The organism is Cytobacillus sp. IB215316 (genome assembly GCF_033963865.1).
GTDB lineage: Bacteria > Bacillota > Bacilli > Bacillales > SM2101 > Nanhaiella > Nanhaiella sioensis.
On the sequence record NZ_JAXBMC010000015.1, the window covers coordinates 56517 to 80453 of the forward strand.

Annotated in this window: 22 protein-coding genes; 15 read left to right on the plus strand and 7 right to left on the minus strand. The window is 35.1% G+C overall.

Annotation, left to right across the window (positions count from 1 at the left end; translation table 11 throughout):
• Positions 1-7 precede the first annotated feature (7 nt).
• Positions 8-1513 (plus strand): tripartite tricarboxylate transporter permease, encoded by a 1506-nt coding sequence (locus SLH48_RS18605; RefSeq protein WP_320259377.1) that lies wholly within the window; start codon positions 8-10, stop codon positions 1511-1513.
• Positions 1514-1531: 18 nt separating this feature from the next.
• On the opposite strand, the gene SLH48_RS18610 is transcribed toward SLH48_RS18605, so the two are convergent.
• Together SLH48_RS18610 and SLH48_RS18615 are read right to left on the minus strand one after the other, a co-directional pair.
• On the minus strand, positions 1532-2209 hold the full coding sequence (locus SLH48_RS18610) for a response regulator (protein ID WP_320259378.1): 678 nt from the start codon (positions 2207-2209) through the stop codon (positions 1532-1534).
• Positions 2202-3818: a sensor histidine kinase gene (locus tag SLH48_RS18615; protein ID WP_320259379.1), complete on the minus strand. Its 1617-nt coding sequence runs from the start codon at positions 3816-3818 to the stop codon at positions 2202-2204. Before SLH48_RS18615 ends, SLH48_RS18610 begins: the two co-directional genes overlap by 8 nt.
• 140 nt (positions 3819-3958) lie before the next feature.
• Here SLH48_RS18615 and SLH48_RS18620 point away from each other — a divergent pair, with 140 nt between their 5' ends.
• A complete protein-coding gene (locus tag SLH48_RS18620; RefSeq protein WP_320259380.1) occupies positions 3959-4441 on the plus strand; it encodes a tetratricopeptide repeat protein in 483 nt (160 codons plus the stop codon).
• Positions 4442-4890: 449 nt separating this feature from the next.
• Here SLH48_RS18620 and SLH48_RS18625 read toward each other — a convergent pair whose 3' ends face one another.
• From SLH48_RS18625 to SLH48_RS18635, 3 genes are all read right to left on the minus strand, one after another.
• Entirely contained in the window at positions 4891-6057 is a 1167-nt protein-coding gene (locus SLH48_RS18625) for a hypothetical protein (protein WP_320259381.1), read from the minus strand.
• Positions 6050-7054: a DUF58 domain-containing protein gene (locus SLH48_RS18630; protein WP_320259382.1), complete on the minus strand. Its 1005-nt coding sequence runs from the start codon at positions 7052-7054 to the stop codon at positions 6050-6052. The genes SLH48_RS18625 and SLH48_RS18630 overlap by 8 nt, the downstream gene beginning before the upstream one ends.
• 212 nt (positions 7055-7266) lie before the next feature.
• Positions 7267-8199, minus strand: a complete 933-nt coding sequence (locus SLH48_RS18635) for an AAA family ATPase (protein WP_214484444.1) — start codon at positions 8197-8199, stop codon at positions 7267-7269.
• Between the two features lie 667 nt (positions 8200-8866).
• On the opposite strand from SLH48_RS18635, the gene SLH48_RS18640 reads away from it, so the two are divergent.
• From SLH48_RS18640 to SLH48_RS18665, 6 genes are all read left to right on the plus strand, one after another.
• A complete protein-coding gene (locus tag SLH48_RS18640; RefSeq protein WP_320259383.1) occupies positions 8867-9958 on the plus strand; it encodes a D-alanine--D-alanine ligase in 1092 nt (363 codons plus the stop codon).
• An 18-nt stretch (positions 9959-9976) separates the two neighbouring features.
• Positions 9977-11350: a UDP-N-acetylmuramoyl-tripeptide--D-alanyl-D-alanine ligase gene (locus tag SLH48_RS18645; RefSeq protein WP_320259384.1), complete on the plus strand. Its 1374-nt coding sequence runs from the start codon at positions 9977-9979 to the stop codon at positions 11348-11350.
• Complete coding sequence (locus SLH48_RS18650) at positions 11344-12030, plus strand: alpha/beta hydrolase (RefSeq protein ID WP_320259385.1); 687 nt, start codon at positions 11344-11346, stop codon at positions 12028-12030. Before SLH48_RS18645 ends, SLH48_RS18650 begins: the two co-directional genes overlap by 7 nt.
• 218 nt (positions 12031-12248) lie before the next feature.
• Positions 12249-13700, plus strand: a complete 1452-nt coding sequence (locus tag SLH48_RS18655; protein ID WP_410629414.1) for a DEAD/DEAH box helicase — start codon at positions 12249-12251, stop codon at positions 13698-13700.
• A gap of 312 nt (positions 13701-14012) precedes the next feature.
• Positions 14013-14486, plus strand: coding sequence for a PH domain-containing protein (locus tag SLH48_RS18660; protein WP_320259387.1), 474 nt, complete (start codon positions 14013-14015; stop codon positions 14484-14486).
• Complete coding sequence (locus SLH48_RS18665) at positions 14486-15973, plus strand: PH domain-containing protein (protein ID WP_320259388.1); 1488 nt, start codon at positions 14486-14488, stop codon at positions 15971-15973. Before SLH48_RS18660 ends, SLH48_RS18665 begins: the two co-directional genes overlap by 1 nt.
• A 222-nt stretch (positions 15974-16195) precedes the next feature.
• On the opposite strand, the gene SLH48_RS18670 is transcribed toward SLH48_RS18665, so the two are convergent.
• The gene (locus SLH48_RS18670) at positions 16196-16906 is read right to left on the minus strand and encodes a rhomboid family intramembrane serine protease (RefSeq protein ID WP_320259389.1); all 711 of its coding nucleotides are present in this window, start codon (positions 16904-16906) and stop codon (positions 16196-16198) included.
• Between the two features lie 80 nt (positions 16907-16986).
• Between SLH48_RS18670 and acpS the strand changes: the two genes are divergently transcribed.
• The 6 genes from acpS to SLH48_RS18700 all read left to right on the plus strand — a co-directional run bounded on the left by acpS (position 16987) and on the right by SLH48_RS18700 (position 22888).
• A complete protein-coding gene (acpS, locus tag SLH48_RS18675; RefSeq protein WP_320259390.1) occupies positions 16987-17349 on the plus strand; it encodes a holo-ACP synthase in 363 nt (120 codons plus the stop codon).
• Positions 17350-17457: 108 nt separating this feature from the next.
• The gene (locus SLH48_RS18680) at positions 17458-18471 is read left to right on the plus strand and encodes a LolA family protein (RefSeq protein ID WP_214484437.1); all 1014 of its coding nucleotides are present in this window, start codon (positions 17458-17460) and stop codon (positions 18469-18471) included.
• Positions 18472-18594: 123 nt separating this feature from the next.
• Positions 18595-19743, plus strand: a complete 1149-nt coding sequence (gene alr, locus SLH48_RS18685; RefSeq protein ID WP_320259393.1) for an alanine racemase — start codon at positions 18595-18597, stop codon at positions 19741-19743.
• Positions 19744-19921: 178 nt separating this feature from the next.
• Complete coding sequence (locus SLH48_RS18690; protein WP_214484439.1) at positions 19922-20203, plus strand: CopG family ribbon-helix-helix protein; 282 nt, start codon at positions 19922-19924, stop codon at positions 20201-20203.
• Positions 20204-20207: 4 nt separating this feature from the next.
• Complete coding sequence (ndoA, locus tag SLH48_RS18695) at positions 20208-20558, plus strand: type II toxin-antitoxin system endoribonuclease NdoA (protein ID WP_214484440.1); 351 nt, start codon at positions 20208-20210, stop codon at positions 20556-20558.
• Between the two features lie 164 nt (positions 20559-20722).
• On the plus strand, positions 20723-22888 hold the full coding sequence (locus SLH48_RS18700; RefSeq protein ID WP_320259394.1) for a Tex family protein: 2166 nt from the start codon (positions 20723-20725) through the stop codon (positions 22886-22888).
• Between the two features lie 19 nt (positions 22889-22907).
• Here the strand turns inward: SLH48_RS18700 and cmpA are convergent, their stop codons facing one another.
• A complete protein-coding gene (gene cmpA, locus SLH48_RS18705) occupies positions 22908-23021 on the minus strand; it encodes a cortex morphogenetic protein CmpA (RefSeq protein ID WP_214484441.1) in 114 nt (37 codons plus the stop codon).
• Between the two features lie 287 nt (positions 23022-23308).
• On the opposite strand from cmpA, the gene SLH48_RS18710 reads away from it, so the two are divergent.
• Entirely contained in the window at positions 23309-23767 is a 459-nt protein-coding gene (locus tag SLH48_RS18710) for a SprT family protein (RefSeq protein ID WP_320259391.1), read from the plus strand.
• Positions 23768-23937 lie beyond the last annotated feature (170 nt).

Below are 23937 nucleotides of genomic sequence, written 5' to 3' on the forward strand. Positions count from 1 at the left end.
AATGTTTATGGAAGGTTTAGATAGCTTATTATATGGATTTGATGTAGCACTCTCATGGACGAATATACTATATGCATTTGTTGGTGTATTAGCAGGGACGATTATTGGTATGTTACCAGGATTAGGTCCTATTAGCGCCATTGCAATAATGATTCCTCTTAGTTATGGTATGGAAGCTGCATCTGCCTTAATATTGATGGCTGGCGTGTATTATGGAGCTGTATTTGGTGGCTCAACATCATCAATATTATTAAATGCCCCTGGCGTATCTGGAACAGTCGCAACATCTTTTGATGGTTACCCACTCGCAAAGCAAGGAAAAGCAGGAAAAGCCTTAGCAATTGCTGCAATTTCTTCTTTTTCAGGGGGGACGATGGGCGTTATTGCTTTAATGTTAATTGCTCCATTAATGGCACGTGTAGCAATTACTTTCGGACCAACTGAATATTTTGCATTAATGTTATTAGGATTGACAGCCATCTCAAGTTTATCAGAAGGATCAACAATTAAGGCATTAATTTCCGCAACAGTAGGGATGATGGTGGCTACGGTCGGCATGGAGCAACAAACCGGAACACAGCGCTTTACTTTTGATAGTATAAATCTAATAGAAGGGATCGGTTTTCTTATTATAGCTTTAGGATTATTTGCTCTATCTGAAGTTTGTTCTTTAATTTTGTCACGACATCAAAAATCAAATGAAAAAACGAGTGTCGGAAAATTAACGATAACAAAACAAGAGGCAAAAGAAATCTCGGGGCCAATTGCAAGACATTCTATACTTGGCTTTTTACTCGGAGTATTACCTGGCGCGGGGGCTACAATTGCTTCGTTCATGTCTTATATTACTGAGAAACGGATAGCGAAGAATCCCTCTTCCTTTGGCAAAGGGAACTTGAAAGGGATAGCTGCTCCTGAAACTTCTAACAATGCAGCAACGAGTGGTGCATTCGTTCCATTGCTAACGTTAGGAATCCCTGGGTCAGGTACAACAGCTGTTTTACTTGGGGCACTTATGGTAGTTGGTGTCCAGCCTGGTCCACTAATGCTACAAGATCATCCCGATGTCTTTTGGGGAGTTATAGCTAGTATGTATATTGGTAATATCTTTTTATTAGTATTAAATTTACCGTTAATTCCTTTTATCGCGAAAATTTTGTACATCCCAAAACAGATGCTAATCGCTTTGATCATTGTATTTTGTTTAATTGGTGTTTATGGGGTGAGTTTTAATACATTCGACTTATATTTACTAATTGCATTTGGTGTTCTTGGTTATATGATGCGTCTCTACTCTTTTCCAGCACCGCCGTTTATTTTAGCTTTTATATTAGGAGGGATGATGGAACAATATTTCAGTCAAGCATTAACAATTTCTAACGGACATTATAGTACTTTTATAGAAAGTCCGATAACAATCATTTTATTAAGTTTATCTTTGCTTTCGCTATGTATTCCATTTATTCAAAGTCGGGTGAAAAATAATTATAATGGCATAAATAAGGGTGTGTAAATATAGTTGTGTTTAATACTAAATAGTAAAATATCTACGTTCAGGCCTTCCAACAGTTCCATAGGTAAGGTCAGCCCTAACTTTATCAACAGAAACTAAGTATTCTAAATATCGGCGAGCTGTCGTACGACTGACGCCGATATCTTGTCCTAATTCTTCGGCAGTTATTCCTTTATCATATGAGCCCACTTCATCCAACACTTTGGTTAGTGTTAAAGGATCTATTCCTTTCGGTGTTAATTGTTGTTGATCATCTTTTCTAATTGAACGAAATAAATCATCTACATCTTGCTGTTCAAACATAATAGTATTATCGAGTTGTTGCTTATAAACTTTATATTTTTCTAATGTATCTTTAAATCTTGGGAAAATAATTGGTTTAATAATATAATCAATTGCTCCGCCTCTTATAGCATCCTGAACCTTTGCTGCTTCTTTTGCGGCCGTTATCATGATTACATCTGTATTTCGGTAATGTCTTCTAATATACCATAGCAAGTCCATTCCATCTTCTCCAGGAAAATAAACATCTAGTAAAACAAGATCTGGATGTAATATTTCTAATAATTCATAAGCTTCTTCCGAATTTGTTGCGATACCGCATACAATAAAATTTGAAATCTTTTCAGTAAAGCGTCGATTGATCTCTGCTATACGCGTATCATCCTCCACAATAAGTACCTTGATTTCACTCATGTTTTGTCTCCCCTTTGGCTTTTGGAACAACCACTGTAAAGTTTGCCCCACCTAAGTTGCTTTTTGACAAAGTTATATACCCTTGTAAATTGTCCACGGCTTTTTCTACTAAGTGTAAGCCGTAACCTCTGTTTGAATTCCTTTTTGTACTAAAGCCTTTAGTGAAAATTTTCTCCTCCATATTTTTTGGTATGCCATTTCCTGAGTCTTCAACTTCAAAAATAATATCGTGTCCAATATCTGTCATAAATAATTGTACGACTCTGTCTTTTGGAGGTAATTCAAGAACTGCTTCGAAGGAATTTTCAAGTAGGTTACCTAAAATGGTAACTAATTTTTCTTTCTGAATGGTAGTAGGGATATCTTTTAAACTACTATCATTATGAACTACAAAATTTACTTTCAACTCATGCGCCCGATTATACTTTCCTAGAATTAAAGCTGATATAAGAGTATTAGGAACCGCTTTCATTAAAAAGTGAACTAAATTTTGGTACCCTGACGTCTCCGACTGTATTAAATCAAGTGCTTCTTGATGTGATTCCAACTGAATTAATCCTGCTATTGTATAAAGTTTGTTTGAATACTCATGAGTTTGTGCACGAAGTATTTCCGTATACTGTTGAACTTGAGAGAGCTCATTCGATAATTGGTCAATTTCGGTTTTTTTTCTGAAACTTGCGACAACTCCGCTTATATGATTGTTAGTGAAAATAGGTATTCTATTAACAATCGTATCATAATTTCCAATTTGTAATTCATCATTATAGTGACTTTCACTTGTTTCAAGTACTTCCAGCATTTTTGTATGTGGTAAAACTTGTTGAATTTGTTTTCCTACTATTAGTTCAGATGGAGATAAAGCTAAAATTTGATACGCCTTTTGATTGGCTAATGTGATTTTCCCTTCATGATTAATTGCTATAATACCTTCATGTATTGATTCGAGGATGGCATTCTTTTCTATAAATAACTGTGCGATCTCTCTTGGCTCTAAACCAAAAATTTGGTTTTTGAAATTTGTAGCGATAGAAACTGCACCTAAAATACCAATTGCTAGCACGATAATAATTAAAATGATCACTTTTGTTTTATACTCTTGGATAATAACTTGTACGTCTTCAGTTAAAAAACCTACAGACACAATTCCTATAACAGAGCCATCTTCATCAACTATGGGGACTTTACCTCGGATGGAAGGACCTAATGTCCCTACTGCTTGAGAAACATAAGATTCTCCAAGTAGTAACGCGCGATCATTATCACCACCTACCATATGTTTCCCAATTCGATCTTGAATTGGATGGGAGTAACGAATACCATCCTGATTTCCTACTACTATGAATTCAGCACCAGTTTGTACTCTAATCTTTTCTACAAGTGGTTGAATGATAATAGAAGGATTCTCAAGCTCAAAAGCATCAGAAATTTTCTGGATAGATGAAACTGTTTTAGAGACAGCCAATGCTCGTTTCCCAATTTGGCTTTCTATACTTTCTGACAACATCGAATTAAATAAGGTTCCGGCAATGATTAGAATAAACATTAATAATAAAACAATTAATAAAGCCATTTTTGTTTGAAGTTGAAGTGACTTTATCGATTTCATCCCATATGTCTCCTTTGTAGACATTCTCTAAACCTATTATAACGTTTTCTAAAGTTATTATAATAATAAATTAAGATAGTAAAACATTTTACTTTTGCTAAAATATAGATATTGAATATAGTTCTTGGGAGGATCAAATTATGTCTACATTACAAAAAGCAATTAAGCTGAGGGAAGAAGGTCATTTAGAGTCTTCAAAGGAGTTAATGCTAAAGCTTGTTGATGAAGAGCCTAACAATCCAACAGTGCTATATCAATGCGCTTGGTCACATGATGTACTTGGACTTGAAGTTGAAGCAGTCCCTTATTATGTGAAAGCACTAGAAACTGGTTTAGCTGGCGAAGACAAAAGGGGAGCATTGTTAGGATTAGGGAGCACATATAGAACGATAGGTGAATACCAGCTAGCAAAAGAAACGTTAGAAAATGGCTTAAAAGAATTCCCACATGCAAATGAGTTTTATCCTTTTTATGCTATGGCTTTACACAATTTGGGACATCACAAAGAATCAATGGAAGTATTATTGCGTAACTTGGCTGAATTAACGAATGATGAGGGTATTAAGCAATATCAAAAGGCAATTCTCTTTTATGCAGATAAACTAGATAAAGTATGGACCTGATCATTTAATTAAACGTTTGTTTAAATTTCCCCCATCCGATTGCTATTGTACTTATATAGGAACATCAAGGTGAGGTTATTTAAGACAAAGATAATAACTTTGTTGCTTAATCGACAAAGATAAAAATGCTCTGTTAGTTAACTTTGTTGTTTGAATTTGAGTAACTAATGTGTATGCTATGGATTATAGAAGAGAGAGGAGAAGGTGCCCTGATCGTTAGTTATACTCGTGTTTAGCTCTTATTAAAAAAGCAACAATTAAGGCGAAAACAGCCAAGTACAAAGAAAAGTTATCACAAAAGTTTGCTTTTATTATTGCTAAAATTAAGATAGGAAACAGCTTCTAATTATAGCTTACTATTAATTGTATGTAGTTTATTATATAGAAGGTTAGTAAAAATGAACAAAGCCTGTACCGTTGTTGAACTAAAGGTACAGGCTTTTCATATATTACGAAGAATGATTTTTTATCTCTTTTATCGTCTGTATAAATTGTTGTTTTTCTATCTTGGAGACATCTACTTCTCCGTATCGTGCTTTTTTATAAATCGCTTCAAATTCTGCTACGTGAATATGATTGATGTCTAGACGGTGTAGCCATTCATGGACAGTTTCATTGACTTTTCGACCTCTTCCTTTTTTAGCCATATGATGCTCAAGACGGTCAAACCTTTTCCGAATCATTCGATTTCCATGAGATGAATACATTCCTCTCCCATACATAATGGTTGTATGACTAACGTCGTTATTAATGGCTAGCGGTTGTACTTTATGAGAAGGGTCATTTGTAGCATGAGCTTTTCTTTTGAATAAAAGATAAATAACTAACCCTACAATAATAACAATCAAAACATAAATAAAAGTGTTATTTCCAGTAGCGTCTTGATTAATACTATTTTGCACTAGCTGGACTAATGTTTCTTCCTCTTTACCTTCGGTCTCGAATAGTTCTGGAATTGTCAATGGAGGTAATGGTAATTTCGAAACGATCCATGATATTGCAATAAAAGCTCCGGTAGCAACATATGCAATGACAAGCGTCACTACTTTATAAATCATCGGAATAATAATTTTACCAACAAAAACGATCGTAATTACGATTAATAGAGAAAGTAATCCCCATAACCGGTTCGCCGTCTGACCTCCTGACAGTTCATTATTTTCCCGCCTAACGATTGGGAAGAATAATACCTGTACTACTAATAAATACAACATTTCGGGTTTGTTTAATACTAATACAATAGGGATGACTAACATCGAAACGATCATATGCTTCTCAAAACTTTCCCATTTTCTTAATTTAAGATGAACTAGAAGCCTCCAAACAGAAACGATAGAGATTGCAGCTGCTTCAATTACTGGGATATTAAGAAATAAGGCAACAACAAATAGAAATGGGATGTATAATAAGGCGCCTTGATTAAAGGCTTTTCCCTCCATTTTATATATGATCATTGCAATTGGGATTGCACCTACGACATATAGTAAAAAAAATAAACTTACTGGTACAATCTCACTAGTGAATATTGATAATAAGACTATACAGAAATACACGATCAAACTTTCGTAAAGATAATTTATAAAAGGGACGTAATTCGCTTTAAACCAGTTAAGCAAGTGCATCACTCCTTAACTTGAATGGCTGTAAATATCCATATTCTTCATTGTTTTCCACATTAAATATTGACATACCACCGCGTGACCAGGATGCAAGGTAGTTTGCAATGGTTGATCCATAATCACCGAAATATAGCACGATTGCATCTTCATCAATTCTCCTGTCTAGAGAGTGGAAAAAATGGTTAATATGCTTGATGTAGTTACCTTCATTTATTCTTGCAAGCATTTCGAGTGCAATGGATAGGTGTTTCCCCCCAGTTCCTGGCTCCAAATGAAAGATTGAATCATTGCTGTTTGTAACTACATTTGCATATATTTCAAAAGGGATATTTTGTTTGTAGGCATATTGACATATAAATGCAACATAGCTTATGTAGTCCTCCATCTCTTCTGACAAATCAAATGACATTTGACGATCTTTTAAAACATTTAATATGATCGTCCATTTATGGTAAACTGTTTTGTCATATTCCTTAGTCATTAGCTGACCGTTCTTTGCGGACAAATTCCAATGTATACGTGAAAATGGGTCATTGGCAGCATACTCTCTTGCACCTCTAATACGTGATACGTCCTCAAATAAAGAATGTGGGTAAATTTGTTCTCCAGCCCTCATCTTACTAAATGTTTGTATGTTTGCTAACGGTTTTGGTTCTGGATAAACGAGTATTTCTTGTCCGATCCCCCAAGTATTATAGTGTGATACCGTTCCTATATGGAATGGGTCAAATATTTGTAAATTAATCTCTCTTATACGTGTGACCCCTCTTTTATTGGCAACGATGTTTACAGGATATGATTTGGATGACTTGTATTGATATGTAAGAGGTAGTTTATAAGGTGACCTCTTAGCCATAACATTATCGTACAATTTAGGGATATTTGTACATTTTATTGTATTATTGCATGTAAACGTTACGTTTCCTTGAAGTAATGGTAGGATACCTTTATGATGCAACTTCAAATACATTGTAGCTTCATCGTTTGGAAACATTCTTATGGTCGTCTTCTCATCTTCAATGCGAATGTACTTCCCTATATTGTTCAAATATAAATAGATGAAAAAATATAATGAGCACAATACGAAAATACAAAAAAATAAAATATTAGATTTGATAAAGATGAATTCGATAAATAGCAATAAAGAAACCAACCAAATAGATCGAGAAAATATGGTAGGTATGTGTACAGTTTTATACCAATTCATTATAGTGTGGCTCCTGATTCAACCGGTACTTCAACTGAATCTATAATATGCTGTATGATTTCATGAGATTGTGTTTTTAACATACCTTCTGTTGAAAGAACAAGTCGATGACTCAATATGTATGGTGCGAGTTCTTTAACATCTTCAGGGATACAATAATCTCGCTCTTTGAGAAAAGCTCTTGCTTGAATGGCTCTCATGAAAGCTAATGTACCCCGTGGGCTTACGCCTGTTTCAATGAGATCAGATTGTCGTGTTGCATGGATAATAGCGAGAAGATATGTTTCAATATCTTCAGATATTTTGATTTGTTTTATCTCATCTTGGTAGTTTAATAGTAGTGTTGAATCAACAATACTTTGTATATGTTTAAGCGGGTCTTCATTGCGATAGCGTTTAATCATTTCTTTCTCTTCATCAAATGAAGGATAGCCGACAGGAATAACCATAAAAAATCGGTCAAGTTGAGCATCTGGCAATGGAAATGTTCCGTGTGATTCAACAGGGTTTTGGGTGGCGAATACAATGAATGGCTCTGGTAATTTGTATGTACTACCATCAATTGTTACTTGTCGCTCTTCCATTGCCTCAAGTAAGCTGGATTGTGTACGAGGTGTTGCTCGATTAATTTCGTCAGCTAATAAAATATTTGTATTTACTGGACCTAAGCGTAATTGAAAATCCTGTTCTTTAGGATTGAAAAATTGAATACCAGTAACATCGCTTGGAAGTACATCAGGGGTGAATTGTATTCGTTGAAAAGACCCATTAATGAGTGAAGCAAACGTTTTAGCTAGTTTTGTTTTTCCTGTACCAGGAACATCCTCCAGAAGTACATGACCCTTGCTTAGGATGGATACTAACAAAAGCTCGGTCACTTTTTCTTTGCCAATCAACACTTCATTAACCGAATTTTGGAAATTATTTAAAATTGTAGACATAGTTATCACCTTTCTTTGTAAGATTCGTAGTTATTTAATGTATTAGATGGAATTATTAGGATGATTATCATTATATAATAAATTTTTTATATATGAAATAAGAACTACAGACAACTTACCATTAGCTGTTGTAGGTTCGCTTTCAGGTTGTGATACAAGCATCATATCACATATAAGTGTATTAACCGAAACGTAAAGTTAGGTGCAACATGATATAATAGAAATCAAGTATAATTCCAAAATGGCTGTTTTCGCATGGACCTACTAAGATATAAAAACGTAAACATCTATCTTCTGTCGTGCCTTTATTACTATAAGATTGTGGGACTTAAATGTCATTTTTAGTAAAAATAGCAACGGAGTTTACGAAAAGAGCATTTTAAATAGATTTATTTCAACTGTATTAGTTTATTATTGTCGAGCTTAAGGCTCAAGGCGTCTCGAGGCCATAAGTCAATCTTTCAATAATATATCAAGTATCTTTTTCGCCAGCTTATTTTAAGCTTGTCACCTATATATCGTCGCTTTACACATTTGGAATCCCAGTTTTAGGCGCTCATCGCCTCAAGTCCCTTAGTCCATCATGTGAAATGGTTGCAACTCTTGTAGGGGGGTAACAAGGTGCCTATGTATTACTTAAATTATGGAGGTTTGTTATATGAAAATAAAATTAGGATTGCTGTACGGAGGGAAATCAGCTGAACATCAAGTTTCATTGCAAACAGCACTTGCTGTTATTAAGGCATTAAATAAAGATAAATTTGAAATCCATCCCATTTTTATAACGAGTAATGGGGGGTGGGTCCGTGGTAAGCAAATTACAGATTCAGTTGATAATGTAAGTTCTTTAACATTAGTCTCGGAAGAAAATTCAATTGTCCCTAATACTTTTGCTAATGAGCTTTTCAAATCTTCACAAAGCGCTGATGGTAATCAGGATTCACTTGATGTCATTTTCCCATTACTCCATGGGACAAATGGAGAAGATGGTACTGTGCAAGGGCTACTGGAATTATTGAACCTTCCTTATGTTGGGAACGGAGTATTAGCATCAGCAACGGGAATGGATAAAGTGATTATGAAACAATTGTTTGCCCAAGTGGGGCTAAAACAAGTGAATTACGTAGGCTTCACTCGTAACGAGTGGCATAAGTTAAAGGAAGAAGCATACGAACAAGTAGAGGAGCAGTTGGGTTATCCATGCTTTGTAAAACCTGCAAACCTAGGATCAAGTGTAGGGATTAGTAAATGTAATGGTCGTGATAGCTTGAAGAAGGCTTTCGATGAGGCTTTCACTTATGATCGTAAAATAATTATTGAAGCTGCAATAGTTGGTCGTGAAATTGAAGTAGGTGTACTTGGTAATGATGAACCGGAGGTTTCGGTTGCGGGAGAAATTGTCCCTAAAGACGATTTTTACGATTATAAGGCAAAATACGAAGACGGAAATACTGCGTTAATCATCCCAGCCGATATAACAACATCAGAGTATGAAAAGATTCATGAAATGGCCATAAAAGCATTTAAGGCAATTGATGGCACAGGTCTAGTCAGAGCTGATTTCTTCTTAACAGAAGATAGTGAAGTTTATATTAATGAAGTGAATACAATGCCAGGTTTTACACCAGTTAGTATGTTTCCATTATTATGGCAACATTCTGGTGTCACATACCCTCAATTAATCGAAAAGCTTGTGCAATTAGCAATAGAACGACATGAAGAGAAACAACAAATTAAATATACATTTTAAGTAAAGGATGATCGATAAATGATTAGACGAACATTACAAGAAATTGTTGAGATGGTTTTAGGAGAAGCAGTGCAATTTCAACATAATGGGCAGTTTATCGAGGGTGTATCTATTAATTCACGAGAAATTCAACATGGGAACTTGTTTATCCCGATCATTGGGGAACGCTTTAATGGACATGATTTTGTTAACGATGCGTTTGAACAAGGAGCCGTAGCTTCTCTATGGCAAAAGGGGCAACCGAATATGCCTAAGGGAAGACCGTTAATTGTTGTTGATGACACGCTTATGGCATTACAAAAGCTTGCTGCACAATATCGACAGCAGCTAAATGTTAAGGTTATAGGTATTACAGGTAGCAATGGAAAAACAACAACCAAAGACTTAATTTCAGAAGTGCTTTCTACTAATTATAAAGTATTGAAAACAGAAGGTAATTTTAACAATCATTATGGGTTGCCTTTGACGCTATTACGTTTGGAAGAAGATACCGATATTGCGGTTCTTGAAATGGGAATGAGTGGTCGTGGCGAAATACAATTATTATCTGAGATTGCTCGCCCTAATGCAGCTGTAATTACAAACATCGGAGAATCCCATTTGCAAGATTTAGGATCACGGGAAGCCATTTGTGAAGCGAAGCTAGAAATAATAGCAGGGTTACAACCTGGTGCTCCCCTTGTGTACAATGGTGATGAGCCGCTACTATTAGAACGGGTGTCTAATTTGGATGGAGAGTTAATTTCATTTGGTAAAAATGAACGAAATAATTTTAAGGTAACTTCTATTTCACAACAAAGTGACCAAACTCTTTTTTCAATTAATCAATCTCAGAGCATTTCATATATTCTTCCTGTATTAGGGGAGCATAACGTCTATAATGCACTTGCAGCTATTGCAACTGCACGATATTTTCATGTTTCTTGGGATAAAATAAAAGAAGGTCTAGAGAAAGTTAAACTTACGAATATGAGAATGGAACGTATAGTAGCACCTTCGGGTTTAACGATAATTAATGATGCCTACAATGCTAGTCCTACTTCCATGAAGGCTGCAATTCACCTGCTAAATGAACTACCAAACTTTTCGCGTAAGTTTGTTGTTTTAGGAGATATGCTAGAGCTAGGGGAAAACGAAATTGAATTTCATCGTTCCATAGGAAAAATGTTATTACCAGCTAAGGTTGATTACGTATTTACTTTGGGCAGATTAGGAGCAGAAATCGCCCATGAAGCACAAAAAGTATTCCCAGCAGAGAGAACAAGAATTTATAGTGATAAAAAAGAACTTATTAGAGAAGTAAAGGAAATTATACAAGCTAATGATGTAATGTTGGTCAAGGCATCGCGTGGGATGGAGCTTGAAGAAGTTGTTGAAGCATTGAAATGGTAGGTTGTTTATGCATTCATGGATTTACAGGTGGTCCTTACGAAGTTCAACCATTAGTCGACTATTTAACTCAAGAGACTAATTGGGAAATTGTCACACCTGTACTACCTGGTCATGGTGAGCAACTCTCGTTGACCGGTGTGAGTTACACTAAGTGGATTGATTGCGTGGAAGAAGAGCTGAAGAAATTGCTGGACAAATTCGACACCTTATATTTAATTGGGTTTTCAATGGGCGGTGTAATTGCTAGTTACTTAGCCGCGAAATACCCCATTAGCAAACTTGTCTTATTGAGTGCAGCCGTATATTATACGAATCCAAAGCAACTTATTAGTGATGTACATGATTTATTTAAGCTTGGATTGCAAGGAAAAATACACGAAAATGAATTATATGAGAGGTATAAGAAGAAAATAATTGCAACTCCTCTTAGTGCAATAATTCAGTTCCAGCAGCTCGTTCGAATGGTTAGACCAGTTTTAGAGAAAATCTCTGTACCTACATTAATTGTGCAAGGGAAATGTGATGGGATTGTTCCAATGAAAAGTGCAGAGTATATACATCAAACAATCAGTTCTGCAAGGAAGAAACTTATTTATATAGAATCAGCTAAGCATCATGTCTGCTACTGTGATGAGCGTAAGGAGCTTTTTGCTGAGGTATATACCTTTTTAAAGGAGTAGGAGCTTATTTTCATATTTAGAAATTGTTGGAAAAATAGGAACAACTATTTAGTGATAACATTAATTTAATTTCATTAGAAAATTGCAAATGAATATTATTAGTGATATGATGTTGGTTTGGTACTTCATTATTAAATAAGCTCGAAGTAATGTTCGGATGCAAAGTAACTGTAGTTATTATGAAATAGATGTAAAAAGGAGTTAGAAATCAATTGATCATGTTTAATGAATTAGGTTTAAGTGAGCCTTTATTAAAGGCTATTAACAAGATGGGTTTTGAAGAAGCAACCCCTATTCAAGCTCAAACAATTCCGCTCGGTTTGCAGGAAAAAGATGTTATTGGACAAGCGCAAACAGGTACTGGAAAAACTGCTGCGTTTGGTATTCCATTAATTGAGAAAATTAATATAGCTGAAGATAAGACACAAGGTATTGTTATTGCACCGACTCGGGAATTAGCAATTCAAGTGTCAGAGGAGCTATATAAAATTGGATCGTATAAAGGTGTAAGAATCCTTCCTGTTTATGGTGGACAAGATATTGGTCGTCAAATTCGTGGGTTAAAAAAACGTCCTCATTTAATCGTTGGAACGCCTGGACGAATGATTGATCATATTAAACGTAAAACATTACGTTTAGACAATATTCATACTGTTGTGCTAGACGAAGCAGATGAAATGTTAAATATGGGATTTATCGAAGACATTGAGTCGATTTTATCTCATATTCCAAATGAACGCCAAACATTACTTTTTTCAGCAACAATGCCTGGTCCAATTCAAAGAATTGCTGAACGGTTTATGAATAACCCTGAAGTAGTGAAAGTAAAAGCAAAAGAAGTGACTGTTCCTAATATTGAGCAGTATTACATTGAAATTCATGAAAAGAAAAAATTTGACATTTTAACACGTTTATTAGATATTCAATCTCCTGAGTTAGCAATTATCTTTGGTCGAACAAAACGACGTGTAGATGAGTTATCAGAAGCTCTTTCTCTACGTGGTTATTCAGCTGAAGGTATCCACGGAGATATGACGCAAGCAAAACGTATATCTGTGTTAAGAAAGTTTAAGGCAGGTTCTATAGACGTCCTAGTAGCAACAGATGTAGCTGCGCGTGGTCTAGATATTTCTGGAGTCACTCACGTATATAATTTTGATATTCCACAAGATCCAGAGAGCTATGTTCATCGCATAGGTCGTACAGGTCGAGCTGGTAAGACGGGGGCAGCTATTACATTTGTCACATCAAGAGAAATGAGTCACCTTAAGAATGTAGAACATACGACTAAGAGAAAAATGGAGCGTATGAAGCCACCTACACTCGATGAGGCTCTTGAAGGTCAACAGCATCTCGTTATTGATAAAATTGTAGAAACTGTTGAAAAAGGAAACGTATCCTTTTATAAACGAGCTGCAGAAGAGCTGCTTGAGGATCATGATTCGGTATCAGTAGTTGCAGCAGCAATTAAATTAATGACGAAAGAACCTGATCAAACGCCAGTTAATTTAACATCAGAACCGCCTTTACACATGAAAAAACAACAAAGGTCACAAGGTGGTAATAGTCGAAATCGTCATAAAGGCCATCATTCAAAGTCACGTCAACATTCAAATAGGAATCATCGTGGTAACCCGAAAAGAAGACCAAGAAAACAAGAATCAAGATAAATTAAGAGGTGCAAAGCTCATAAGCTTTGCACCCTTTTTACGTGGAATGAGGCTTACGGATGTCTTGTTGTAGCATTATTCTCTTGAGGACAAACTTTATTAGTTATTTTATATAATATACTGGTTAAACTTACAGGTTTAACAATGAATATGCTAAGTTATAGATCGATTGACTGCATTTAATTATCAAACCCTTTTTATACCAAGGTTAATTTTGTATATAATAATAAATTATAGTGTGTGTTTACATTATGCTATGAATTTGAATATCCTCTTATAGTCACGAAAAGATACAGTAAGGAGGGGGAAATTGTGCGAGATATACCTATAAATCGAATAAGTACACGTGCATTGCCGGTTTGGCGTATCGGTGGAATAATCGAATTTTTAGTGTCGTTAATTGCTTTTATTGTATTACTTATACTTACGATTATTTATCATTGGTCAATATGGATTATTGTAGTTGGTTCATTGCTCACTTTGGTAATGGGTTATACATTTATTATGCTTATTCCTAAATTAAGGTGGAAGCGATGGAGATATGAGGTGAACGAACATGAAATAGATATTCAACACGGTATATTTATTATTAAACGAACATTGATACCGATGGTCCGTGTTCAGCATGTTGATACGAAACAAGGACCTATACTAAGAAAATATAGTCTTGCTACTGTTACAGTATCAACAGCAGCAACTGTTCATGAAATACCTGCTTTAGACCTTAATGAAGCAGATGAACTAAGAGATAGAATATCTATTTTAGCGAGGGTGGAGGATGATTAATGTTTGAAAAACGTCGTCTTCATCCAATATCAGCACTACTATCTATAATTAGCTTTATTAAAAGTCTCATTATCCCAATTATAGTTTTCTTTTTCATTGGCTCAGGTGATGACGGTATGATCTTATCATATGTGAAGTTTATTTCGTTTGGAGTAGGCTTCATTGGTGTGCTAGTTGCAGGATTTCTCTACTGGTACAGCTATACATATAGAGTGGAAGATGGAGAATTACGAATTGAACACGGTGTATTTATTAAAAAGAAACGGTATATCCCTATAGAAAAAATCCAAACCTTTGATATTTCACAAGGGGTGCTACATCGTTTGTTCAAGTTGGTTAAGGTTAGAGTAGAAACTGCTGGTGGTGGTAAAGAGGCAGAAGCAGAGTTAACAGCTATAACCTCTATGGAATCCAGACAGCTTGAAAGAGCGTTGATGGAACAAACCGCCCAGCAATTTGAGGCACCAATGGAGGAAGAGCATACTCATTCATTAGCTGAGGAAGGAAAGGAAAAAGTACTATTTAATTATAAAGTTTCTACAAAGGAACTTCTCATTGCTGGATCAACTACTGGTGGTATTGGTGTAGTACTATCAGCTATTATTGCTTTCTTTTCACAATTTGAAGAACTCATACCATATGAAATAATTGTAAATCGATTTGAACAGTATTTAAACTTTGGTCCATTACTTGTAATGATAACTGCTATGTTTGCGATATTTATTGCTTGGGTTATTGCATTCATTAACACGATGTTAAAATACGGGAATTTCACAATTGAAAAATATGAAAATGAATTAGTCATAATTAGGGGAATCATAGAAAAGCGAAAGGTTACTGTCCCATTAGGAAGAATACAAGCAATTAGAATTTCAGAGAATATTATTCGTCAACCGCTAGGTTTTGCTACTGTATTTGTTGAAATTGCTGGGGCATCAACTGATATGGATTCAGGTATGTCAACAATGCTATTCCCTATTATAAAAAAGAAAAAGTTAGCAAAATTAATAAATGAGATATTAGTTGATTATCACATTCCGATATCTAAAACTAAGCTTCCAAAACGTTCATTAATAAGGTACATGTTAAGGGCAATTTATCCTGTAACTATAATTGTAGCGCCAATGGTAATATTTTTACGCCCTTGGGGTTATACATCTATTCTGTTATTTGTAGTTGCTATGGTATTTGGTTATGTGAAGTACAGAGGGGCGCAATGGTCATTAGATGAAAAACAACTGTTCATGCAATTTCGTACTATTGGTAAAACGACAGTGTTAATGCAAAGGAAAAAAATACAAGCTTGTACGATGCAGCAGTCATATTTTCAAAAAAGAAAAAGCTTATGTACTATAACATCCTCCATAAAATCAAGTGCAAGTGGTAAACATTTTAATATGATTGACATGGAGTTTTATGAAGGGCGAGCTATTCATGAATGGTATTCAAATAGAGGCAATAATCGCTTGGAAAATGTAAATAGTTAACATCTTCCTAATGGTATATTGAACAGTGGCTAAACGGTATGATATGTGATAGGGGGCTATAAGTATAGTTCCCTTTTTATTATAAATAACTAATATCATTCGATCAAAAAGATAATTAAACTTTATTAAAAAACGTATTCGAAAGTTTCGAATACGTTTTTTTGAAGGATTATTAGTAACAAAGAAGCGAATGTTCCACAGGTGTCATCGAACGAAACGACATTACCTAGCAAATAAACCTAGTATGACCAGAAAGATGATAATTAGCCAAATGAGATTGTTTTTAGTAAATATATTTGAGTAATTCACAGGACGTCCTTGTGCTGCGACATAAGTATAAGATGATGTATTCTTTGTAATAAGTAAAGGAGCTAATATGGCTCCACCAATTAGCCCGAATAAATGAGCGACAACATTAATATTTGGATTTATAAATGTCATGATTAAACCGATGACTAAAATGGTAATAATGACTTGTGAGTTGGCATGGTCAATGATATCTTTACGGAATTGAACAATATACAAATAAACTCCGAATAAGCCGAATATAGCACCGGATGAACCAACATGCGCATACTGTAATGGCTCAATGAAATATGTAGCCATATTTGCAATAAAACCAGCACCAATATAAACAACGATGAATTTCCACTTGCCTAGCATTTTTTCTAGAGCAGGGCCAAACAATACGAGTGAAAATGAGTTCAACAGCATATGGCCAAAACCACTATGAATAATAATTGGTGTAAATAGACGCCAATATTCTCCTTGTGATATAAGAAAGTTCAATCCAACCATTTGTTGAAAAATTATATTTGACATTGATGTAGGGATGGCTAAAATCAACCAAAATAAAATATGAATAGCAATGATAATTGAAATAATAGGATATAAAAACAAAAAGGTGCGAAAGTTTTCGGTTCTCATAAACATAAATTAATTTCTCCTTTACGTATATATCTTTCTATATAGTATTATTAAGTAATTATTATATGCATAGAGAGGGTTTTCATATGATTATCGGGATTGGGATTGATATCGTTGAAATAAAACGTGTAGCCAGTACTCTTGAAAGACAAGGCGAAAGGTTTATAAATAGAATTTTAACACAAAATGAACAAAAAAATTTTAATCAACTCCAAGGGTTGAGACAAATAGAATTTTTTTGTGGTAGATTTGCTGCAAAAGAAGCCTATTCAAAAGCTCTAGGCACGGGAATTGGAAAGGAAATTAGCTTTTTAGATATTGAAATTACTTCAAATGAGCAAGGAAGGCCAATTATCGCAGTTTCCGATGAAAATCATATACATCTTTCGATATCTCACAGTCAAGAATATGCTGTAGCTCAAGTAATAATTGAAAGCTCGTCAAGCTAGTCTGCATATTGTGATACTTTGTCTCATATATTTTTATAGCGATAGGTGAGCGGATATGATCATCGCTCTAAGCTACTTAGAAAAGAGGCAAAGGGGCTGAGAAGGAAAATGAGGAAGATAGTATGGCTGTTTTTTGTACTTAGTGTTCTTCTTGCACTTGTAGGTTGTGGGAATAAATCACAAGAAGATGTTGTAAACGCACTAGACTCGAAGGTTGAAGACATGAAAGGTTATAAAACTGAAGCCAAGATGACCATTCAAACTGGAGATGAACCACAAGTTTATGATGTAGAGATTTGGCATCAAAAGCCGGATAATTACCGTGTCAATTTAAGAAATACTGAAAGAGATCAAAGTCAAATGATTCTGCGAAATAATGAAGGTGTATTTGTTCTAACCCCAGCGTTAAATAAAAGTTATCGATTCCAAAGTGACTGGCCAAACAACAGTAGTCAGCCGTACCTTTATGAATCAATCGTCAATGATATTATGCAAGACACAGAAGCGACATTTGAAGCAAAAGATCAATTGTACGTATTTGAGACAAAAACGAACTATCAAAACCATAAAATGCTACCTAGGCAAGAAATCACAATAAATAAAAAAGACTTGTCACCATCAGTTGTAAAAGTGATGGACCCTGATTATAAGCCTTTAATTACTATTGAATTTGGGAAGATGGAATTTAACCCTAGTTTTGATGAAGATGCATTTGATACGAAGAAGAATATGACTGCTGCGAGACTAGATGATTTATCAATTGTTAGTTCGACTGACTTATCCTTGCCGGTATACTATCCGAGTGATCAACTCGTCGGTGTGATACCACAAGAAGAAGTGACGGTTGAAACAGAAAATGGGAAACGAATCATTATGACATACGGTGGAGAGAAATCTTATACATTGATTCAGGAACAAGCATTTGATGTTCCAGCAATGAGTTCTGCAACGATTATGAATGGTGATATTGTCAGCTTAGGGGACTTTACAATTGGAGCTTTAACAAATAATAGTCTGACTTGGACGTATAATGGGGTTGATTTTATGCTCGCTTCTGAAGATTTAACTCAGGAAGAAATGATCATGATTGCGAGTTCTGTTAAGAATCAATCAATTAAATAGGAAAACCCCAAACAGGCTCTACAATACATGCTAGGCCTGTTTTCTTTTACTTGACAAAGGAAGATATACAGCTAATAATCATTTATACTAATGGTAATATAAGCAGAAAGGGTTTTGTTGATTTTGTCAACTTTTTACAGAGATACATGGGTAGAGATAAATTTGGATCATATCCATGATAATGTTCAAGCTATGAGAAATCATATAGCGGATGATGTCCAAATTATAGCAGTCGTAAAAGCAAATGCATACGGCCATGGTTATACTCAAGTTGCACGTACAGCGCTTGAAGCTGGAGCTACCATGTTAGCTGTTGCTTTTATGGATGAAGCGATATTTTTAAGAAAGCAGGGTATTCAAGCCCCGATCTTAGTAATGGGCGCTACAAGACCTGAGGATCTATCAGATGCAGTAAAATTTAATGTTATTATTACTATATCTCAAGCAGAATGGTTACATGAAGCTCTTAAGTTCTATCACGAAGATCAAGCAATACATTTGCATGTGAAGTTAGATACCGGTATGGGAAGGTTAGGGGTTAGAACCGAAGCTGAAATAAAAGCAATCGAAGCCGTGGTAAACAATGATAAACGACTAGTTTTACACGGTGCATATACTCACTTTGCAACTGCTGATGAAATTAACACAACATATCTTGAACAACAATATCGTATGTTTCAGGAGATGTTAGATTGGTTTGCTGAAAAACCTTCAATGATTCATTGTGCAAACAGCGCCGCAGCACTAAGGTTCCCACATAAACTATTTAATGCAATAAGATTCGGTATATCTATGTACGGGCTAACTCCATCTGTAGATATAAAGCCACAATTACCTTTTCCATTAAAGGAAGCTTTTTCTTTGCATAGTCGTTTATCTCATATAAAGCTAGTCTCGCCAGGCAATAGCATTAGTTATGGTGCCACCTATACGACAAAACAAGAGGAATGGATCGGAACTGTACCAATTGGTTATGCAGATGGCTGGTTACGAAAACTACGTAACAATGAGGTATTAGTTAACGGAGTGAGAATTCCAATTGTTGGTACAATCTGCATGGACCAAATGATGGTAAAGCTAAATAATGAGGTGCCAGTAGGTACTCAAGTAACATTAATTGGTCAACAGCTTAATAACTTTATACAAGTAGATGAGATAGCTGAGCAATTAGATACAATAAATTATGAAATTACTTGCATGATTAATTACCGTGTTCCACGGCTCTATATTAGGAATAACAGTGTTATTGAAGTGGTAAATCACTTGAAGTAGGATGATGATTTTATAAAAAATGCTATTGTAATATAAACTTTATGAATAAAAATACCTTTGCCTAGACGATAATAGATAAGAATTTACTTAGTTACGCTTTGCATCTAAGGTGTTTAGTGGTATGATAAATGTTAGAATGGAATGATAATGTGTAGTGTACTGGTGGAGGTGTATGTTTGTGTCTGAATCTAGCGCAACGACAGAAATATTAATCAGGTTACCGAAAAACTTAGTAAATGAGTTAGATGTTCTAGTAAAACAAGAAGAAGGTAATCGAAGTGAGGTTATTTATCAAGCTACAAAAATGTACCTTCGAGAACGCAAGCAGCGTCAAATACGTGAGTCGATGAGACGTGGTTATATGGAAATGGCAAAAATAAATTTAAGCATTGCATCAGAAGCCTTTTTAGCTGAATACGAAGCTGAACATACAGTAGAACGCTTAGTTAGCGGGGGGTAATCGTTTGATTGTTAAACGAGGCGACGTGTATTTTGCTGATTTATCCCCAGTTGTTGGCTCTGAGCAAGGGGGCGTTCGCCCTGTACTTGTCATTCAGAACGATATAGGCAATCGTTTTAGTCCAACTGTCATAGTAGCTGCTATTACCGCTCAAATACAAAAAGCTAAACTGCCTACACATGTTGAAATAGATGCAAAGCGGTATGATTTTGAACGTGACTCTGTAATTTTGTTAGAGCAAGTTCGGACAATCGATAAGCAAAGATTGACTGATAAGATTACACATCTAGATGAAGAGATGATGGATAAAGTGGACGAAGCTTTACAAATCAGTTTAGGACTAATTGATTTTTAGATTTTCATATATGGAAAAAAGCCACACTTTAGTGGCTTTTTTATTTTCTTATCTAGGTATTTATCATATGGATGAGTTCTACTTTATTTTAGATAATAATTTTAGAATATTTTTATAATTTTATAATCATTGTAGGGGGTATTGCATTGACTGTGGAATATACGATGGAAAAGCACTCAATATTAGTGGATTCTATAGCTAGTGAACTAAAGATTTCAACTAAACAAATTAATAATGTTATTTCATTGCTGAATGAAGGTAATACGGTGCCATTTATTGCACGATATCGCAAAGAGCTTACTAATGCTTTGGATGAGGTTCAAATTCGAGCTATTCAAGAAAAATGGACATATTTACAAAATCTCGAGTCGCGTAAAGAGGAAGTTATGCGCTTAATAAGCGAACAGGGGAAACTTAGTGAAGAACTGAAAAGAAAAATAGAAACGACGACAAAGTTGCAGCAAGTAGAAGATTTGTATCGTCCATACAAGCAGAAAAGACGCACAAAAGCAACGATTGCTAAAGAAAAAGGTTTAGAGCCTTTCGCGCAGTGGATAATGGATTTTCCGAAAAATGTGAATGTTGAAGACTATGCGCAACAATTCTTATCGAAAGAGAAAGAGCTAGTATCTGTTGAAGAAGTATTACAAGGTGCAAAAGATATAATTGCAGAATGGGTATCAGAGGACGCAACTATTAGGCAATGGATTCGTAAAGAAACATTACAGAAAGGTAGAGTTGAATCGTCTGTAAAAGATGAAGCTGCTGATGAAAAAAATGTATTTGAAATGTATTATGAGTTTGGAGAATTAATTAGTAAAATTGTTCCCCATCGTGTACTCGCTATGAACAGGGGTGAGAAGGAAGAAGTTCTGCGTATTTCAATTAAGCCACCGATAGAACAAATGTTAAGTTATATGCTAGGTTCGGTCATAAAACAATCAGACTCTTCAGTTAACGTATATGTAACTGAAGCGATTGAGGATAGTTACAAAAGGTTAATTCAACCTTCTATTGAAAGGGAAATCCGCAAAGAGCTTACTGATAAAGCAGAAGACCAAGCGATACATATTTTTTCAGAGAATTTAAGGAATCTGCTACTACAACCTCCGTTAAAAGGCAAAGTTGTGTTAGGTGTTGACCCTGCATATCGAACAGGATGTAAATTAACTGTTGTAGATGAGACAGGGAAAGTGTTGCATATTGATGTCATCTATCCTCATCCCCCAGTTAAAAAAATAACTGAAGCAAAGGATAAAGTCATTGCTATTTTAACAAAGTTCGATGTAGAGATGATTGCAATTGGGAACGGTACTGCGTCAAGAGAAACAGAGCAATTTATCGCCGAGACCATAAAGGAAACTAATTCAGACATATACTATTTAATTGTCAACGAGGCCGGAGCTAGTGTTTATTCCGCTTCAGATTTAGCAAGAGAAGAATTTCCAGAATTACAAGTAGAAGAGAGAAGTGCAATTTCAATAGCAAGGCGTTTGCAGGATCCTTTAGCTGAACTCGTAAAAATAGACCCTAAATCAGTAGGTGTAGGCCAATACCAGCATGATGTATCCCAGAAAAAGCTGAACGATTCTTTAACTTTTATTGTAGAAACAGTTGTAAACCAAGTAGGTGTTAATGTAAATACTGCTTCCCCCTCACTTCTTCAATATGTAGCAGGTTTATCAAAAACTGTTGCAAAGAATATTGTAAAGCAAAGAGAGGGGAGTGGGAAATTTACTAATCGATCTGAGCTGAAGAACATCCCGCGCCTTGGTTCAAAAACATATGAACAATGTATTGGTTTTCTTCGTATTAATGATGGTGATTCACCTTTGGATCGGACGAGTATTCACCCTGAAAGCTATAAAGTAACAAGGTTGTTACTTGAAAGGCTTGGATTATCAATTGACCAATTAGGGTCAGGTGAATTAATTCAAGCAATGGGTAATGTATCAATAGATGAGATGTCAGTAGAATTAAGTGTTGGTAAATTAACGTTGAAGGATATTGTTGAAGCCCTTAAACGTCCAGAAAGAGATCCTAGAGATGATTTGCCAACGCCATTATTAAAGAAAAACGTATTGCAACTAGAAGATTTAGAAAAAGGTATGGAATTGCAAGGGACAATACGTAATGTAGTAGACTTTGGCGCATTTGTTGATATTGGAGTTAAGCAAGATGGCCTAGTTCATATTTCAAAGCTAAGTAATCGGTTTGTTAAGCATCCGCTGGATGTTGTGGCTGTTGGTGATGTTGTAACAGTTTGGGTTGATGATGTTGATGAAAAAAAAGGAAGAGTTTCCTTAACGATGTTAGGTGCAAATCAATAAATGTATAAAACACTGCTATTTAATTAGTAGTGTTTTTTCTGTAAAAAAACCAGCATTGGTTAAGAAGCCTAATTTGATAGGAGTTTTTTTCATAATAAGCCTTTTGTATTTGGTTTTTAAACCAAGTTGGCATAACTATACCCTCCTTTATTTGATGTTTTCTTCTTATATAGTTTTCGTATTGATTGTTACTTTTCGTTACTTCGACTTGAGTAACAAAAGTTTATGGTATGATTTTTATAGTCTTTAGACGATCGAAAATCATGTTCGTGTTTAGTCTATATTACGAAAAACAACAAGCAAATCGTTTGGATTGTAGATGAAACGAATTTGTATGTGTAGTATTTACTTTATGCAATAATAGCTCGTTAGGTTTCATTTTCTAAGTAATTGGATTGCTGAGAATAAGGAGGAATTGTAATGGATGATCGTCAACTTCAGGAATTAGTAGAAGAAGTATCCCAGTTATCATTTGGTAAACCATTTAGACATAAGGCCGCATTTAATAATAGGCTACGAACTACTGGCGGGAGGTATTTGCTAAAATCCCATAACATTGAATTGAATGTAAAGTATTATCAAGAACATGGGATAAGTGATTTGATCGATGTAATTAAACATGAACTATGCCATTATCATCTTCATATTGAAGGTAAGGGGTATAAGCATAGAGATAGAGATTTCAAACAGCTTCTTACATTAGTTAACGCTCCGAGGTTCTGTAAACCTATTCAGGCTACTACAAAGAATAAGAAATATGAATATAAATATGAATGCATAAAGTGTAAAAAACAATATATGCGAAAAAAAAGAATGGATACGAATAAATATGTATGTGGTCAATGTAAAGGGAGAATCAGATTGCTTGACTTAAAATAGAAATCGTGATAAATTATAAAAGCGTCGCTGATGCAAGACGATAGATAATAACCTATCATAGTCTTGACAACGATTGTATAGCTGAATATAATATGAAGAGTTGACATTTATTCCACAGTAGCTCAGTGGTAGAGCTATCGGCTGTTAACCGATCGGTCGCAGGTTCGAAT